The following is an 18,980-nucleotide window of genomic DNA, read 5'->3' on the forward strand; positions in this document are numbered from 1 at the left end:
GTGCTTTATAATAAAAATCCCGGCGATTGCCGGGATTTTTTATTTTTATGTATAGAGTGATTATTCTCTAATATGGCCTTCACCAAGTACGTAATACTTATTGGTTACAAGCTGTTTCAATCCTAACGGACCTCTGTGATGAAGTTTATCGGTACTAATAGCAAGTTCAGCACCAGCACCCATTTGTCCACCATCAGTGAATCGGGTAGAGGCATTGTGATATACAGCTGCACTATCTACCTGCTCCATAAAAGTAGCAGCCTCATCTTTATCTTTGGTGATGATTACAGAAGAATGACCTCCTGAGTATTTATTTATTTTCTCAATCGCTGCTTTGGTTCCGTCAATTGCACCAAGTACAATTCTCATAGCAAGAAACTCTTCGTACCATGTATCTTCAGAAGGAATTTTCTCTTCCTTAGGAAGTACTTCAGCAACATCGTCGTCAACGAGGATATTCACTTTATTTTCCGTGAACATATCGTAAAGCTCTTTCACCTTATTTTCAAAATCAGGCAGATTTTTGTCGATAAGTACCTTATCAAGTGCATTACATCCTGAGATCTTATCGATCTTAGCATTCAGCATTACTTTTTTAGCTACTTCAAAATCGGCATTTTTAGAAAGATACAGGAAGTTGTTTCCTCTACCACTTACAAGCACCGCTCCAGTAGAATGTTCTTTTACAAAGGCAATTAGGCGTTCTCCACCTCTTGGTACGATAAGGTCTAATTGCTCTGGCGGATTCTTAAGAAATTCCTGAGTGGCATTTCTGTCTAAATGCAGTAACTCAATCCAGTTAGTATCGAGACCATTTTCCTTTAAGGCTTCATGCCAGCACTCTTCAAGAATTTTATTACTATTAATCGCTTCTTTACCACCTTTAAGATAGATCTTGTTATTTGCTTTAAAAGCAAGAACAGCAGCTTCAATGGTCACATCGGGTCTTGATTCATAGATGATCATGATATTTCCGAAAGGAGCTGTTTTGTTAGTGATATCCAGGCCGGTATCAAGTTTTTTATGCTCAATGGTCTTTCCAACCGGATCATCCTGATCCATTACTTCCTGTACAGACTGGATCATACCGTCTACTTTTTTATCGTTCACGATAAGACGGTCGTACATGGCCTGATCTTCTTTATTAAATGCATCCAGATCTTTTTTATTGGCTGCAATTATTTCTTCACGTCTTCTGTCCAGGATATTCATCATGGATTTAAGTACGTTATTCTTAGTTTCAGATTTTATCAACTTCATTTTCTTCGTTTCTTTAGTTTTGTTAATCTAATTTTTTATGAGGTAAACTTTGTTCCTACCGGCTTACCCGCCATTATATCAAGGATCACATCTTCACGTTTACCATTTGCGATATAGGTAGTAATGTTTTTGGAAGCAGTACCCTTGGCGATCTTAATTTTAGATTCCATTCCGCCACGGCCTTCACCTTCACCTTTGTCAGACTCCTGAACATATTTCTCTACATTTTCATCTACCTGAACTTTATTCAGTTTTTCTGAATCGTCATCCTCCGGGTGGCCGGTGTATAATCCTTCAGTGTCACTTAAAATGATAAGCTTTTCTGCTCCTATCAATTCAGCAACAAGACTTGCCAGTTCATCATTATCAGAGAACATAGACATGGTTACAGAAACCGCATCATCTTCATTAGCAATCGGGATGATACCTTCAGAAAGTAAAGATTCATAACAATTGATCATGTTTTCTCTGTGAATTCCCGGACTAAAGTCACGTTTGGTAGCAAGAACCTGAGCACATCTCATTCCGTAATCATGGAAGATACTATAATAGTGTCTCATCATTCTTGGTTGTCCTACTGAAGAGTAAACCTGTCTTCTTTTACTATCATCTTCGATGTTTATCTCTCCCAGGATCTCTTTACCTGCAATGGCAGACCCTGAGGATACTAATACTACAAGAATATCTTCTTCATATAATGTAGCGATCTGTCTTACCAGACTTTTTAAAACGGGCCCTAAAATTCTATTGTCTTTATTGGTCATTACATTAGTACCAACTTTAACAACAATTCTTCTCTTATTATCCATTTTTAGAATTTTTATCTAATTTTTGAATATTATTATTTTTCTTCTCCAAGTTCAACTGCACGATCAAAAGCCGCATAAGCTGCATCCTTGATTAATTCCTTTACATTATTATCGTCCATAGAGTCTAATGCAGCCCTGGTAGTTCCACCTTTAGAAGCTACACGATCCATCCAGGTATCTGGTGATAGATCATTCTGGTTGAATAGTTCTACAGCTCCTTCAAAGGTTTGACTCACTAATACTTTTGAGTCATTCTTGCTGAATCCCATTTTGCGTGCTGCCTCGAGCATAGAGTTCATGAAATAGAAAACGTATGCTGGTCCGCTACCAGAAATTCCTGTAGAGGCATCAATAAAGTTTTCGTTTTCTACATGTATTGACTCTCCAGTAGTATCTAGTAAGTTGCGTACCATTAATAATTCTACTCTGGAAACTTCTCTGGATGCGGTATAAGAGGTAACTCCTTTTCCTACCTGAGCTGGTAAATTAGGCATAGACCTAACTACTTTTCGTACTCCAAGGCCTTCCTGTATTCTATTAATGGTAACTCCAGCCATAAGAGAAACAAAGATTTGCTCTTTGTTTACCATAGGTTTCATTTCTTCAAAAAGATCATCACAGTGGTAGGGTTTAACAGCTACGAATACCATATCTGCCTGGGGCAGGCATTCTTCAAGAGATTCATATACATCAAAATGGTCCAGATCTCTCAATCTAGCGATCACATCTGCAGACTTATCAAAAACCATTAAGTTTCTTCTATTAAGCATTGCAGATTGTGCCATTCCTTCGGCATATGTTAATCCCATGTTTCCTGCTCCAATTACTAATGTCTTCATTTTTACTTTTTTGGTTCAATTTGTATTGGCTTTCTGCCAAATGATTGCGCCCCATATTGGACAAAGACCATGCGACATTACCAATACTTTTAGTTAGTAATTAATTTCAACAGATAATTTACCCTGATTTTGTGGAAGCTTGCATTAAGAAAAACATAAATTCCTATAAATTATCTTAAACTGTAAAGGTGCTATCCTTCGAAATGTCTAAATAAGATGTCTTATTCTTAGAAAATTGTACGAATAATGGGTGTAAGATTGTAAATATGATAATCAAGAAAAATAAGGATTTTAGCCATCCTGCCTCTTTTTCTTAAATAAATGTTATTTATAATTTAGATTTCTTAATAATTGCAAATATTTGCAGAAATGGCAATTTGCTGCAATTATGTCAGGTTTAAGTAGTTCTTGTAAATAGACTAAGAAAACTTCTGGCATGATATTTCCTTAGTATAAGCGCAGATTACCGAATTGACTATAAAGGCTGGCATATGACGCAATAATTGTTCGATATGTAGTATTTTCTTAAAGAAAAAAACTTTATAATTATGAATTCTGAATGATCTGTATGATTATATAAGCAACAACCTACTACTCAGATTAATGAAAAGTACACAAGAGAGTTCTACAGCTGAATCTGTAAAAGAGAAAAATATTGATGAACCCAGAATTATTGCTGTAGGAGCAAGTGCTGGTGGGCTGGAAGCTCTGAAGGCTTTTTTTAAAAAAATTCCTGCAGGCGACAATAATGCTTATGTGGTTATTCAACATCTATCTCCCGATTATAAAAGTATGATGGGAGAACTGCTGAGTAAAAACACCAATTTGCCTATTGTTCAGATCACAGACGAGATGGAAGTGAAGTCTGGACATGTATATCTAATACCACCCGTAAATAATCTTATACTGGAGGGAGATCGTCTTATCCTTACCGATAAACCTAATAACCAGACCCTCAATTTACCTATAGATATGTTCTTTGAATCCATGGCGAAACAAAGAAAAGAGAAGAGTATTGGTATTGTTCTTAGCGGAACTGGGAGTGATGGTACACGAGGTGTAAGAGCAATTAAGGAAAATGACGGGATGGTGATGGTACAGGATCCATCTGAGGCGAAGTTTGATGGTATGCCAAAAAGCGCCATCAATACAGGGCTGGTAGATTATATACTTTCTGTGGATGAAATGGGACCAGAGCTGATTGAGTTTATTTCTGCTCCTCCAATTTTTCATTTTAAAGATGGTGATGTACAGTACGATGAAAAGGAGCTTAACAGGATCCTTAATTATATAGATAAGCAGGCAGGTCTCGATTTCAGGGAATATAAATATGCAACTCTTGCCAGAAGAGTGGCCCGGAGGGTAAATATCTGCAAGTGTAAGAATTTAAAGGAATATTACGAATATTTAACTTCAAATGAAGAAGAAGTAGAAATTCTCTACAGGGAATTCCTGATTGGGGTCACCAAATTCTTCAGAGATGATAAGGTCTGGGAGAGACTTAGAAATGATGTTTTTCCAGAATTGATTGAAGGTGTGAGTGATGGGGGTACCCTGAAAATTTGGGATGTGGCATGTAGTACCGGTGAAGAGGCCTATTCTTTTGCCATGTGTATTCATGAAGAAATGGAGAAGCAAGGTAAGAATCTTGAAATTAAAATCTTTGCTACAGATATTTCTCAGCCTCATTTAGATATTGGTAGTAAGGGTATTTATCCTGAAAGTATTGTAGCTGACGTCTCTAAAGAATTTTTACTTAAATACTTTTTAAGCAAATCTAATGGTTATCAGGTTTCAGAAAAGATAAGACGAACAGTCATTTTTTCCAGACATAATATAATTAAAAATCCACCTTTCAGTAATATGGATATGGTGGTTTGCCGTAATTTATTGATCTACTTCCAGAATTCTATTCAAAAGAAAGCAATGAATATGCTCCATTATGCTCTTAAGGAGGACGGTATACTCGTTCTTGGAACTAGTGAGAGTGTGCATAGCCACAAGGAAAATTTTGCCGAGATCGATAGAAAGTGGAAAATATATAGGAATATTCAACCCAGTACCAGAATTAAAAACGGAATTAGTCATGCTTCAGCAAATGATAGTATGAATGCCGGTTTGCTTGAAAACAAGACAGTTCGCGATAGAAAGAAATTCAGAACCCAGGCGAGTAATCCTATAAAACAGAAACTGCAATCTGAGCTAAACGAAACCATCCTGGAACAGTTTGGTGGCGCTTCGGTATTTGTAGATTCAGATTATAATATACTTCAGGCCGTAGGAGAATTTAGAAAATATGCCAATTTACCACTGAGCGGTTTCTCTATAAATCTTCTGGATATGCTGGACCAGGACCTGAAATACATAGTTCAGTCAACATTCAATAAAGCATATAAGGAGCAGAAAAGAGTTGTATATAGAGATATTGTCATTGAAAGTAAAGATGGTGATATTGGTGCAGATATAGTGATCAAACCGTTCACAGATCATAGTCTTGAAGGTGAAACAAACTATGTTATTACTTTTATTGAGAAGGAACTAAACTTCGAAAAGGTAGAACAGGTAGCAAAGATTAGTCCTTCTAATCAAACTAAAGAGTATGTTACCAGTCTGGAGAATGAACTAAAGAGCACTAAAGAGGATCTACAGACCTCACTTGAGGAAATTGAGACCAGTAATGAGGAATTACAGGCCGCTAATGAGGAATTATTAGCTTCTAACGAGGAGTTACAAAGTACCAACGAGGAGCTGCAAAGCGTGAACGAGGAAATTAATACGGTTAATGCAGAGAATATCCAGAAGATGGATGATCTTGCTGCGCTTAATGCAGATATGAATAACCTTCTTAAAAGCACCGAAATTGGTGTAATTTTCCTGGATTCAAGTTTAAAGATAAGAAAGTTCACTCCAGCCATTAAGAAGCATTTCAGTCTTATAAACGGAGATATTGGAAGGCCAATAGATAATTTCACCAATAGTTTTGGCCTAACCAGGAAGCAAAGTTTCCTTGATAGATGTCATAAGGTACTGGATACAGGCAAAATTCTTGAAAAGCATATAGTTTCCAGAGAAGGGAAAAATTACCTGCAACGTATAAGTCCTTATATGGACTCCAATAATGAGATCGATGGAGTTGTAATTTCTTTTATAGATATTGAAAATATTCAGAAATCTAAAGAGAAACTTATTGCCAGCGAACAGAGATTCAAATCCTTTTATGAGGATGATCCTGTTTTACATATAAGTGTAGATCCTAAGAATTCAAGGATAGTACAGTGCAATAGAAAAGCAGTACAAAAACTTGGTTTCGATTCAAAAGAAGACCTTATAGGTAAGGCAATTCATGAGCTCTTTGATAAAAATTCGCAATTAACAGCGATGAAATTAAAGTCGAGTATTAAAAAGACCGGCGAGCTCGTGAACCTTGAGCAGAACATGATCACAAATAAAGGAAAAATTTTACCCGTGATCCTTAATGCTACTGCAGAGAAAGATGAGAATGACGAATTAATTACCATTAGGTATACCTGTGTGGATATTTCGGCTCTTAAAAAGGCTGAAGTACAATTAAAAGAACAGAAAAATGATCTTGAAAGGGCGAATAGAGACCTGGAGCAGTTTGTTTCTATCTGTTCTCATGACCTCCAGGAACCACTGGCAACTATCAAATTTGGTAGTGATGTACTTGGTAAAATGTATGCGAGTAAGCTGGACGAGAAAGGCGAGAATTATATAAAATACATCAAGAATGCTTCAGATAGGCTTTCCGCTCAGATTAGAGCATTATTAGAACATTCCAGAATTGGTAAGAACGGTCAGAAGACTTTGGTGGATACCAAAGAGGTTGTTGAGGTAGTGAAGTATGATCTTGGAAAGAGCATAAGGGATGCCAATGCAAAAGTCCATACGGGAGCATTGCCAGAGTTAAAAGGGTATGAAGTAGAATTGAGACTTTTATTCCAGAACCTTATTAGTAATGCCATTAAATATGTTCCTAAAGATAGAGATCCTGAAATAAGGATTTCGGCCTATAAAGAGAATGAATTCTGGGTTTTCTCTATTATGGATAATGGAGTTGGTATTTCTAAAGAAGATCAGAGAAACATTTTTACAATATTTAACCGCGTGCCAGGGAACGAAGATATGCAAGGAACCGGGGTAGGTCTTGCCCATGTAGAAAAGATCGTTCTATTGCATGAAGGTTCAATCTGGGTAGACTCACAAGAGGGAGTAGGGAGTACGTTCTACTTCAAATTAAAAGCAGAATAAGAGAATGCCCCATAATTTTTATCCTGAAAAAGTAGATCTTTCCAGTTGCGAAAAAGAGCCTATTCATATTATTGGAGCTATACAATCACATGGAGTATTAGTTGCCTGTGATAAATCTACCGGTATAATCACTCAAATTGGTGAAAATAGTAAGGATATCTTCGGAATTTATGCAGAAGAACTTTTAGGGAGTGATCTTGGTTTATTAGTAGGAAATGATCTTTCTGAAAAATTACGAAATATAATAGTCGAGGACGGAATTTTCGAAGCTAATGAAATTACTATCAATGGCAGTCATTTCATAGTAATCCCTCATATTTCAGAAGGAAACCTTATTCTCGATATTGAATCAATAGATTCTAAAAATAACAATTACGATTTTCAGAAGGAACTATCCAACCTTTTAAATACTCTTAGTGCTTCAGAAACTTCAGATGAATTATGTGCCGATGCGGCAGAGATCACTAAGAATATCTTTGGTTATGATCGTGTAATGATTTACAAGTTCGATGAGGAGTGGAATGGGAAGGTTATAGCTGAAGAAAAGAATAAGGAAATGGACAGCTGGTTGGGTTTGCATTATCCTGCCAGTGACATTCCAAAACAAGCCAGAGAATTATTTCTTAAAAATAGAGTAAGGATCATCTCAGACGTGAATTATTCACCTGTAAAGATTGTTCCTAATATCTCGCCTTTAAATGGGCAGCCACTAGATCTGTCTAATTCAAAATTAAGGGCTGTCTCACCAATTCATATAGAGTATTTACAGAATATGAAAGTTGGTGCGTCACTTACCGCTGCTTTAATAAGTAATGGTAAACTGTGGGGATTATTAGCCTGTCATCACTATGATGCGAAATTTCTAAATTATTATCAGAGACAAACCTGTGAATTTCTAATCCAGATTTTTTCTAATGAATTAACGCTGAAAAATTCTAATAACTTTCTTAAGAATATTGACAAATCTGATGAAATAAGAAATAAACTTATCCAGCAGATAAAATTAGAGGAAAGTATCAAAAAAGGTCTGGGAAATCTTGCATTAAAAGTAACCGATCTATTTCCTTGTTCCGGAGCAGCGATCATTCTTAACGGCAAGATCAAATTAGTTGGAAATACACCTCAAAAATCTGAAATAAAGAAACTGACTAAAAATTTCCTTTCCGGCAGAAAAGACAATTTGTTCTTTACCAGGAATCTTTTTCAGTTCTATCCAGAAGCTCAGAATTTCAAAGAAACCGGTTCTGGTATGCTTAGCATAAGGCTGGGACAGAGCGATCGGGATTTTTTAATTTGGTTCAGGCCAGAGGTAGTTCAAAGTGTAGACTGGGGTGGGAATCCAGAAAATAAAGCAACTTACGACGAGGAAAAGAAACGTTTGACGCCTCGAAAATCTTTTGAAAAGTGGACAGAGCAAGTTAATGGTGTTGCCGATACCTGGAAAGATTTTGAGATAAGTGCTGCAAGAAAGTTAAGTGAAAGTATTAGTTATGCTATCCTTGAGAAACAAAAGGTAAAGATAGATAACCTCAATGAACAACTGTTGACGGCACATGATGAACTTGAGTTATTCAGTCAGGGTCTTTCTCATGATCTAAAAGCACCTTTAAGAGGTATTAATGGATATGCACAGATCTTAAAAGAAGATCATTATAATTCTTTAACTAAACCAGGCCAGAAGGCGGTAGATACTATTCTGAATTCTACAAAAGAGATGGGGGAGCTCATTGATAATATTCTTTCTTTTGCCGGGGTTTCCGAGCAAACTTTGAACAAGAATATTTTCTCTGTTAATCACCTTATTGAGGACACATTAAATTCGGTTAACATACATGTGAATTATCCCAATACTGAAGTAAAGATTGATAAGGACTTACCTGGAATGATGGCAGATAAGCGTATGATAGCTCAGGTATGGTCCAATCTTGTTACCAATGCTCTGAAGTATTCAGAAACAAAAGAGAATCCTAGAATAGAAATAGGTTCAGAAGCCAGAGATAATAAAACCATCTATTTTGTTAAAGATAACGGTGTTGGGTTTGATCCTAAATATAAAGAGGAGATTTTCGATTTATTCTCCAGGTTTTCCGGAGATAAATTCAAGGGAACCGGTATTGGCCTGGCAATTGTAAAAAGGATTATAGAAAAACATAATGGTAAGATCTGGGCTGAAAGTATTCCAGATCAGGGATCGACCTTCTACTTTTACGTTTAACAATTCAAAATTGTTAGTTAAAGCACTTTGTAATACTTTCGTATACTTTATAACCTTAATTGAATGATCAATACATCTCTCAGAATTTTACTGGTTGAGGACCTTGAGACTGATGCTGCTCTAATTAAAAGGCAAATCAACAAAATTGTAAAGTCACCAGAGATCGAGGTGACAGATAATCTTGAAGACAGCAAGGAACTCTTGCTTAATTTTGCCCCAGACGTGGTACTGTCAGATTACAACCTACCCACCTGCACAGGTTTGGATATTCTTGAAATGGTCAAGGAATATGATGAGAATATTGCTTTTATCTTTATTACCGGTACGGTCAACGATGAAGAGCTTGCTGCAAATACTATTTTAAACGGTGCATCGGGATATATTCTGAAAAAACATATGAATAATCTTGCTGAGAAATTGGAGCCTTTATTAAAAAAGGTCGTTATCAATATGGTGTCTAAAAATGAATTGAGAGAAAGGATAAGAGATAATAAGATCACGGTGAACCAGATCTACGATTATCTTGATAAGATCAATCAGGATAATGCAGAACACAGGCAGAATATAGACAGGATCAAGAATGCAATTAACCAGTTTAAGATAGATGATGACGAAGATATTAGATAGTTTACGCGAAGAGACATCTGTGCTGCATAAGGAGCTAGAAAAGGATAATCTGGCCAACAAGATCATGGATCACTCGATTAAGCTGGAAGAGTATAAGCTTTTATTATTTCAGAATTTTATAGCCTATAAAAGTGCAGAATCTCAGATCGCTAAATTCTTAGCTGGATATAATAGTGACAAATCTGTCAGACTTGAAAACGATTTAATAGGATTGGGGTTTACTGACTTTACTTATGATCTTAATTTCTCCTGTACTAATGAAGCTGAAGCTATTGGTGCTGCCTATGTTATAGAAGGTTCAGCAATGGGAGGGATGCTTATAGGGAAAGAGGTTTCGAATTGTAAATCGTTGAATGCTATTCCAGAACAGGAATTTTTCAATGGAAATAAGAGCAATGTAAAAGCCTGGAATAATTATCTAAAATTCTTAAGAAGTAGGGATTTTACTAACCACGAAATAGACCAGGCTTCAGCAAAGGCAAAAGAAACCTTCCTGTTATTTAAAGATGCTTTTAAAGTTCAGTTTTCTAATAGTTATTAAAGAGCGACCTGATCTATTTCTATAACCTCACCGTCCTTCATATTTTCTAATTTTTCGTTTCCAATTCTAACTCTTACTAACCTTAGTGTTGGAAAGCCCACCGCTGCAGTCATTTTTTTAACCTGGCGAAATTTACCCTCAGTTAATGTAATGCTAACCCAACTGGTTGGGCCGTGACGTTCATCTCTTATTTTCCTGGCTCTCTCGGGAAATACTGGAGCTACTCTTAATTTCTCAGCTTTACAATTTTTTGTTTGATAAGGTTTGCCATAAATACTTATTTCAACCCCCTGTTTTAATTGAGAAACTGCTTCATCAGTAATTTCACCATCAAGCTGAACATAATATTCTTTTTCACTATTTCCTGCTGTTATTTTTGTACTCAATTTGCCGTTTGTAGTGAGTAATAAAAGTCCTTCGGAATCTTTGTCTAGCCGACCAATGGACATAGTACCCTTTGGAAAATCGTTTAATTCACCCAATAGTTTATGCTTACCTGCTTTATTTTGATTAGTAATAAACTGGCTTAGGTATCCGTAGGGCTTATAGATCTTAAAATGTTTATGCATAGGCCGAAAATAAAAAATGCCCCGAATTTTCAGGGCATTTTATTATATAAATGATTTATTACTGGTTTTCTTCTGGCACCGGAAATCCGCGATCGCGCATAAGAGCATCAATTTTCGCGTCCCTTCCTCTAAATTTTTTATATGCTTCCGCAGGATCCATCGCATTTCTAGGTGCAAAAAGATATTTTACAAGTTTGGAGGCCATCTCCTTATCGTAAAACCCTTCAGGAGCTTTAGCAAATGCTTCTGCAGCATCTGAGGTTAGTACATCTGCCCAGAGATAACCGTAGTAACCGGTTGCATATCCTTCACCAGAGAATACATGTCCAAAATGTGGGGTGCGGTGACGCATTACGATCTCCTCTGGCATATTTAATTCTTTTAAAGTTTCTCTTTCAAAAGTATCCGGATCTATATTTTCAGGATCTGTAGTATGATATTTCATATCCATGATCGCCGAGGCCAAAAATTCTATAGTGGCAAAACCCTGATTAAAAGTAGAAGCCTTTTTTATCTTTCTCACCAATTCGTCAGGGATGACTTCATTGGTCTCATGATGTCTAAGAAATTGGTTTATCACCTTATCTGTAGACAGCCATCTTTCCAGTAGCTGAGATTGAAATTCGGTATAATCACGAACTCCGCTATTAAGTGTTGGGTACTCTATATCTGCTGAAAGGAAGTGTAAGGCATGACCAAATTCATGAAAAAATGTTTCGGCATCATCCCAGGAAACTAATACTGGTTCCCCCGGGGCTGGTTCAATAAAATTAGAATTGTTTGATGATAGAACCGGTTTGCCGCCCATCAACTCGTTATAGCTTCTATAGGTGGTAGCCCAGGCTCCAGATCTTTTACCCTGTCGTGCATAAGGATCAAGGTACCAGAGTCCAATTAAATCTCCGGAATCTTTAATAGTCACTTCCCATACCTTTACATCTTCATGAAAAACGGGAACACTACCTTCTTCTACAGGTGTAAAATTAAAATTGAATAATTCACCGGCAGTGTAAAATAATGCCTGGGTTAGATTTCCTAATTCTAGGTACTGTTTTACTTCTTCACTATCCAGGTCATATTTTTCTTTGCGTACTTTTTCTGCATAGAACCTATAATCCCAGGGCTTGATCGTGATATTTGCGTCCTGTGAATCTGCGATCTTTTGCATGTCTTTTACTTCCTCTTCGACTCTTGCAAGAGCTGCAGGCCAGACTTTCATCATAAGATCCATCGCGTTTTCAGGATTCTTAGCCATTCTGTTTTGTAATCTCCATTGAGCATAGTTATCATAACCTAAAAGTTCAACTCTTTCGTCACGTAACTTGAGGATTTGTTTAACGATTTCATTATTATCATACTCATCGCCGTTGTCACCCCTGGAATAATAGTTTTTCCATACCTGCTCTCGGATTTCTCTTTCCGTAGAATATGTAAGAAAAGGATCCATGGAAGAACGAGTATTGGTTACTGCATATTTACCATCGTTACCTCTATCTGCAGCTGCCTGGGCCGCAGATTTTATATAAGATTCAGGTAATCCTCCTAGCTGGTCTGCATCCAGATAGATCACATAATTTTCTTCATCTGCCAGTACATTTGTAGAAAACTGGGTATATAATGCAGACAATTCTTTGTTTATCGCCGCGTACCTTTCTTTGTCTTTTTTGCTTAATTCGGCACCCTGCATAGCAAAATCTTCATAAATGAGATCTATCACTCTTTGCCTTGCCGGCGATAATGGTTCTTTTTGAGACCTCTCGTAAACGGTTTTAATTCGATTGAAGAGCTTTTCATTCTGACTGATCTTAGAAGAAAATTCAGAAATTTCAGGAGCTAGTTCTTTTTGAACTTCTCTGAATTCAGGGCTGGAAACATTACTGCTGTAGATTCCGTAATAGGTAAAAGCTCGATCGAGTTCTTCTCCTGCTTTTTCCATAGGAATTATAGTATTCTCAAAAGTAGCTTCCTCTGAATTTTCTGAAATTTTATCAATTTCAGCCAGATGTAATTCCATACCTTTTCTAATGGCTGGTTTTACATACTCAATTTTCATTTTATCAAATGCAGGTACCCCTTCATAAGGACCGTTCCATTCAGATAATAAAGGATTGTTCATAGAATTTTGTTCGTTTTCCTGGCCATTACAATAGCCAATTATTGAAACCAAAGCAAAGATGCTAAGGCCTTTTTTAATTCGAAATGTCATTTTAAATTTAGTTTTGATACTGGCCTGAATATACAAAGAAATGGACTTTTAACCGTTACAGGTAATGAGAAAGTAATGATGTACCATGACGAAGAAAAAAGATGAAAATTTTAGAATTAAAATTGAATATTATGTATTTAAAAAATGGCTAACTCAACAAAATATACTTTGATGTAAAGTTTTGATTATCATTTACATATAGAGTGTGGGCCTGTTTCAAATGTTTTCAGACTTTTATGAGAAATATGATCTAAGGATTGATCTAATTTTCCTTAACCTTTTTTGCCAGAGATTTTCTGGAGAGTACTTTTCGAGGAGAAATCCCATACTTTTCCTTAAATATCTTTGAAAAGTAGCTCCTACTGGAAAGTCCTAATTCATAAACTACTTCACTAACATTTTTATTCCCTGTAGAAAGAATGTTTAAAGCCTTAGTTAGTCTTATATCCCTTATATACTCATTGACTGTCTTACCAAAAATAACATGAAAACCTTCCTGTAGTTTGTTAGAATTTACTCCGGCAATTTTGGACAGATCATTAACGGTTCCAGTATTGGCAATATTTGCATCTATATATTCAACAGCCTTTTCTATAGCCTTCATGTCTTTATCCTTGAGCCTCTTATTGCCAACATTTTGATCATCTTTTTTAAAACGGTTGAGCATATAGCTTAGGATTTCGAGAGCTTTCGCACCTATAAAATTGATCCTGGGAAATCCTTGAATATCAGAATTCCTGATCTCTTTTATAGCCTCTGCAGTTTTTAAGCTATAACTTGATTTTTCTGAAATCCTGGTCTGAGCGTCGGTATCACTAAATAATTCGTAAAATATGGGTTCAAGATCCCGCAGATCGAATGAAAAATATTGCTGAAACTTTACCCTGTCTATTTCCAGATAACAAAGAACAACATCTTCGTTTCTAGGTATTATAAGGTTGTGTGTTTCTAGTTGTTTAGGAGCGGCGATGAGATATTCATGTTCTTTAACAGTATCTCCTTCTTCTTTGTTTCCAAAATTACTGGTAAGAGAACCTTCTACGCAGTAAATAAACCTGATTGGCTTTACCTGAAAATGGAATAACCTTAATTCAATATCTTCCTTAAAGTTGCAATGGTAAGTATGGAGACCTATTCCATTTGGAAAGTTTATAACCTTAATTTCTCCTTTACCTTTAGTTTCAGGAATCTTTAAATTATATTCTCCAAGTTGTTCAGTATATATAGTTCCGAAGTGATTTGCTAGTTCCGGAATAATATCGTCTACATCATTTAATTCTAAATGATAGGTTTCCATTTGTTGGTTATTTAATATTAAGCCAATTTTAAAAGTAAGATTACCTGCATTCATTCTTGTAAGAATGACAGTTAAACTTATACTAAATGATAATTAAAAATAATGTAACTATTTGATTATAAGGCGTTAATAAAGAGTCCTGTTTTTTTATTTTCTTAAAAAAGCTAAGTGCTTTTATCGGCAAACAAGATTTGATTCGATCTATACCGGCTCAATTTCAGATCCTCAATTCAGGGAGATTTATGCCCCAGTGGATGGTTTTGTAATTAACGAAGGAAGTAAGATCAACGTTCTGTAATTCAGGAAATCATTAACCCAACTCCTTTCTCAAAACCTCTAGTGGCGGACTTTTGATTACTCCTAAACTATTACCTAATCCTATGCCCATTACCAGTAAAATGATCCCTGGTAATAAAACTAAAAATGGAATCCAGGAAGGAATAAAAGTGGTTTCAAATACAAAATATCCAAGTAACTGACTGCTAATTAGGGAAAGTAAGATTCCCGAAAGAGCTCCCAGTATTCCAAGGTATAGATATTCGAGTGCCAGGATCTTAAGGATCTGCTCACTTTTTGCTCCCAGCGTACGTAAAAGGACACTTTCTCTAATACGTTGATATTTACTGGTTCGAACAGCTCCAATTAAAACTATGATTCCGGTTAGAATACTGAAAAATGCCATAAAATTAATGAGCCACGAAATTTTAGCGAGGATCTTTTCTATTACATTTAAGACCTGGCGCAGGTCTATGATGGTTAAATTCGGAAAGTTCTTTACCAGTTCTTTCTGTAGGCTAGCCGAGTTTTCATCATCTGGAACTTTTGTAGTTAGAACTCTGAATTGAGGAGCTTCCTCCAAAACACCGGTAGGGAAAACAATGGAGAAATTTAATTGCATTCTGCTCCAGTCTACTTGTCTGATGCTTGCTATCTCTGTGTTAAGCAATACTCCCTGCACATTAAAGCTTACTTTATCTCCCACCGTAACTTTTGCGTCTTCAGCAAAATTATCACTAATGGATATAGGAATTGTGCCATTCTCTGAATTAGAACCTATCCATTCTCCAGCTTCCAGAACTTCAGAAGATATTAAAGAATCTCTATAGGTGGTCCTGAATTCATGATGTAAGATCCAACCGTTTATGTTAGAGGTAGTATCTTCCCTGATCTCTGAGGCAGGTCTTCCCTTCAGGCTTTCTACCCGCATACTTACAATGGGAATATTTTCCAGAACCGGCATGTTCTGAGAATTGATCGTGTTTGCAACCGCTTCCTGTTGTTCAGACTGAACATCGAGTAAGATCATATTGGGGCTTTCAGCCTGTTCATCCAGAGATGCCTGAGCCAGTAGTAGGTCTTTTGTAAAGTATAAAGTGCTTATTAAAAAAGTTCCTATCCCAATGGCTAATACCAGGATCAAAGTTTGATTTTGAGGTCTGAATAAATTAAGAAGGCTTTGTCTGGGAATAAAACCCCAGCTGCTCGGGAAATAACGTTTGATGGCCTTCATAAATAAATTGGCAACCCCGGCCAGAAGAGAGAAGGTGATAATAATCCCTAAAACGAAGAATAATGAGTATTTCCAGTCTTCCAGTAGCCAGAATGCAAAAAGGAATATGAAAATAAAGATTGCACCTAAAACCAGTATACCTGCTTTTACTGATTTTGATCTTTCAGAATCCTGAACGCGTAGTGTTTGTAATGGTGAAACATATAAAGTCCCGATCAATGGATACAAAGCGAATAGAACTGACATCAAAATGCCCTGTAGAACACCAATTGCCATCACCCGGAAATCGAATGAAATTTCAATATTTATAGGTAATAGATCCTGAAGGATAAAAGGAAATAGCTGTTGCAGAAATAGCCCAAGTATAGTACCAACGATCCCGCCAATTAATCCAATTATTGCAATTTGAATCAGGTAAATGGAAAAAGTTTGCTTTTTACTGGCGCCAAGGCATTTTAAAACAGCTATAGCTCGTAACTTTTCTTTTATATAAATATGGATAGCACTTGCTATTCCCACACAACCTAGCAATAAAGCGATAAAAGCGACCAGGTTCAGGAATTTACCGAAATTTTCATAGCGACGACCCATGCGCTCACTGGTAGAAAGGTGAGTGTCAAGATCGGCGTCATTGTTATCGAGGATAGGGTCTATTTCCTTATCCAATTGCTCCAGGTCCATCTTAGGATCTGCTTTGAAGTAATAATTATACCCAATCCGGCTGCCTACCTGTACAAGTCCGGATTCTTCAATATATCTATGCGGAATAACAACCGGAGGAGCAATAGAACTGAAAACAGAACTGCTTCCCGGTACAGCTTTTAAAGCTCCTGCAACAGGTAAAACTACATTACCAATCTTAATACTATCTCCAGGTTCAATACCTAATTGTAGCATGACCGTGGCATCCAGAAGTGCCGCTCCGTTTTCCTGATATTCATTAGCAGCAGAAACGGGGTCTGTCTCCATTTCTCCATAAAAAGGAAAACCGCCTTTAATTCCTCGAACCCGAACCAGTTTGGTTCCCTGTTTGCCTGGAAATGCGGCCATGGAGGCAAAACTTATCTCCTCTGCGTCTGACCCTCCCAGGGAATCCATAATAAAAGTTACCCGTTCATTCACAGGTTTATCACTATCTATGATATAATCGGCGCCCATCAGGGATTTAGATTGTAGCGCAATGTTCTCCTTTAGGTTATTACTGAAAGACTGTATAGAAACCACCGCGGCTATTCCCAGGACTATAGATGCCATGAATAGCACCAGTTTTCTACTACTGGCTTTTCCGTCTCTTATAGCCATTTTCAAAAGCCAGCTGAAACCTGCTTTCTTGGTACTTTTATAATTGGTTCGAGACATAATTAAACGTTTACCGTTTCCAGGACTCTACCGCCTTTAAGCTTAAGGATCCTTTGAGTTTTCCTGGCCAGTTCCATATCATGGGTCACTATAACCAGGGTTGTACCAGATTCTGTATTAAGATCTATAAGCAGCTCAACCACTTTCTTACCGGTTTCTTCATCCAGGTTACCGGTAGGTTCATCAGCAAATAGTATAGCGGGTTTGGTGCTGAAAGCTCTTGCAAGAGCCACACGTTGTTGCTCTCCTCCTGAAAGCTGTGAAGGATAATGGTCAAAACGGTCACCTAAACCAACCTTATCCAGAAGTTCCTTTCCTACCTGTGATGCATTTTTATCACCTCGAAGTTCTAACGGAACAGCTACATTTTCCAGCGCAGTGAGCGTTGGGATAAGCTGAAAATCCTGAAAAACAAAACCTACTTTTTGATTTCTTAATAATGCTCTTTGATCTTCATTAAGTTCATTTATTAAGGTTCCGCAAAGTTCAATATTACCAGAATCTGGCTGATCCAGGCCTGCACAAAGTCCTAAAAGGGTCGTTTTTCCACTTCCGGAAGGTCCCACTATGGCAAAAGTTTCATTTTCTTCAATATCAAAATTGATGTCTTCCAGAACAGTTAGTTCTCTAGAACCACTGCTATAGCTTTTCTTCAATTTTTGAACGCTTAAAATTTTTGCCATCTTCTTTCTTTTAGGTTTCTTTATCTAAGCAAACAAAATAAAGAAATGATTTCAATAAAACCCTTTAGATTAACAAGAAGCTATGCTTTGTTCTTAGGATTTATATTCATGCTTTTATCGGCATGCGGGAATAAAACTGAAAAAGAGAAGGAAGATGAGAAAAGTGAATCTGAAACTGAAGTTGTAGAAGAGGACAACAGTGTAATCCTGTTTTTTGGAGATAGCCTGACGGCGGGATATGGATTGGATCAGGGAGAAGCTTTTCCTGAAATTATTCAGGAGAAAATTGATTCCTTAAATCTAAATTATAAGGTGGTGAATGCCGGCCTTAGTGGAGAAACTACTTCTGGTGGTAAAAATCGTATAGACTGGGTGCTGAAGCAAAATGTAGACATTTTTGTTCTTGAATTAGGAGCAAATGATGGTTTACGAGGAATTCCGCTTCAAGAAACACGAAATAATTTACAGGAGATCATAGATTTTGTTAGAGAGGAAAATCCTGAAATAAAGATCATCCTCGCCGGAATGCAGATACCACCAAATATGGGACAGGATTATACCTCAGGATTTAGAAATATTTTCCCGGAACTGGCTGAAAAAAATGAAGTGGAACTAATTCCGTTTTTACTGGAAGATGTAGCCGGTAATCCAGAGTTGAATCAAACAGATGGGATTCATCCTACTGCTGAAGGTCAGGAAATACTGGCAGATAATGTCTGGATCGTTTTAAAGGATATGCTGGAAAAATAAAAGACATCTTATAAAGATGCCTTTTATTTGAAAATATGGCTAATTG

Annotated in this window: 13 protein-coding genes; 5 read left to right on the plus strand and 8 right to left on the minus strand. The window is 36.8% G+C overall.

The genetic code is table 11. The annotated features are described in order from the left end of the window. Positions 1-60: 60 nt before the first annotated feature. Genes G530_RS0108905 through proC form a run of 3 tightly spaced genes read right to left on the minus strand, consistent with a single transcriptional unit; the run spans position 61 to position 2,908 of the window. Positions 61-1,260: a glutamate-5-semialdehyde dehydrogenase gene (locus G530_RS0108905; RefSeq protein WP_026934200.1), complete on the minus strand. Its 1,200-nt coding sequence runs from the start codon at positions 1,258-1,260 to the stop codon at positions 61-63. 35 nt (positions 1,261-1,295) lie between these two features. Further along, positions 1,296-2,069: a glutamate 5-kinase gene (gene proB / locus G530_RS0108910; RefSeq protein ID WP_026934201.1), complete on the minus strand. Its 774-nt coding sequence runs from the start codon at positions 2,067-2,069 to the stop codon at positions 1,296-1,298. A gap of 32 nt (positions 2,070-2,101) precedes the next feature. Beyond that, a complete protein-coding gene (gene proC / locus G530_RS0108915) occupies positions 2,102-2,908 on the minus strand; it encodes a pyrroline-5-carboxylate reductase (protein ID WP_026934202.1) in 807 nt (268 codons plus the stop codon). A 603-nt stretch (positions 2,909-3,511) separates the two neighbouring features. Between proC and G530_RS0108920 the strand changes: the two genes are divergently transcribed. From G530_RS0108920 to G530_RS0108935, 4 genes are all read left to right on the plus strand, one after another. Further along, on the plus strand, positions 3,512-7,177 hold the full coding sequence (locus G530_RS0108920) for a CheR family methyltransferase (RefSeq protein ID WP_026934203.1): 3,666 nt from the start codon (positions 3,512-3,514) through the stop codon (positions 7,175-7,177). A 4-nt stretch (positions 7,178-7,181) separates the two neighbouring features. After that, on the plus strand, positions 7,182-9,392 hold the full coding sequence (locus G530_RS0108925; protein ID WP_026934204.1) for an ATP-binding protein: 2,211 nt from the start codon (positions 7,182-7,184) through the stop codon (positions 9,390-9,392). A 63-nt stretch (positions 9,393-9,455) separates the two neighbouring features. Continuing rightward, on the plus strand, positions 9,456-10,019 hold the full coding sequence (locus tag G530_RS0108930) for a response regulator transcription factor (protein WP_026934205.1): 564 nt from the start codon (positions 9,456-9,458) through the stop codon (positions 10,017-10,019). Next, a complete protein-coding gene (locus tag G530_RS0108935; RefSeq protein WP_240472142.1) occupies positions 9,997-10,560 on the plus strand; it encodes a biliverdin-producing heme oxygenase in 564 nt (187 codons plus the stop codon). The genes G530_RS0108930 and G530_RS0108935 overlap by 23 nt, the downstream gene beginning before the upstream one ends. Here the strand turns inward: G530_RS0108935 and G530_RS0108940 are convergent. From G530_RS0108940 to G530_RS0108960, 5 genes are all read right to left on the minus strand, one after another. Beyond that, positions 10,557-11,129: a pseudouridine synthase gene (locus tag G530_RS0108940; RefSeq protein ID WP_026934207.1), complete on the minus strand. Its 573-nt coding sequence runs from the start codon at positions 11,127-11,129 to the stop codon at positions 10,557-10,559. The two genes, G530_RS0108935 and G530_RS0108940, sit on opposite strands and share 4 nt — an antisense overlap. A gap of 58 nt (positions 11,130-11,187) precedes the next feature. Then, positions 11,188-13,335, minus strand: coding sequence for a M3 family metallopeptidase (locus G530_RS0108945; protein ID WP_026934208.1), 2,148 nt, complete (start codon positions 13,333-13,335; stop codon positions 11,188-11,190). A gap of 262 nt (positions 13,336-13,597) precedes the next feature. Then, the gene (locus G530_RS0108950; RefSeq protein ID WP_026934209.1) at positions 13,598-14,632 is read right to left on the minus strand and encodes a helix-turn-helix transcriptional regulator; all 1,035 of its coding nucleotides are present in this window, start codon (positions 14,630-14,632) and stop codon (positions 13,598-13,600) included. A gap of 310 nt (positions 14,633-14,942) precedes the next feature. Continuing rightward, positions 14,943-17,501 (minus strand): ABC transporter permease, encoded by a 2,559-nt coding sequence (locus G530_RS0108955; protein ID WP_240472143.1) that lies wholly within the window; start codon positions 17,499-17,501, stop codon positions 14,943-14,945. A 2-nt stretch (positions 17,502-17,503) separates the two neighbouring features. Next, the gene (locus tag G530_RS0108960) at positions 17,504-18,184 is read right to left on the minus strand and encodes an ABC transporter ATP-binding protein (protein ID WP_026934211.1); all 681 of its coding nucleotides are present in this window, start codon (positions 18,182-18,184) and stop codon (positions 17,504-17,506) included. A 45-nt stretch (positions 18,185-18,229) separates the two neighbouring features. On the opposite strand from G530_RS0108960, the gene G530_RS0108965 reads away from it, so the two are divergent. Continuing rightward, positions 18,230-18,934 carry an arylesterase gene (locus G530_RS0108965; RefSeq protein ID WP_035716051.1) on the plus strand — a complete coding sequence of 235 codons (705 nt, stop codon included), beginning with the start codon at positions 18,230-18,232 and terminating at the stop codon, positions 18,932-18,934. The last annotated feature ends 46 nt before the right edge of the window (positions 18,935-18,980 follow it).

It is taken from the genome of Christiangramia echinicola DSM 19838 (assembly GCF_000423065.1).
Classification (GTDB): Bacteria; Bacteroidota; Bacteroidia; order Flavobacteriales; family Flavobacteriaceae; genus Christiangramia; species Christiangramia echinicola.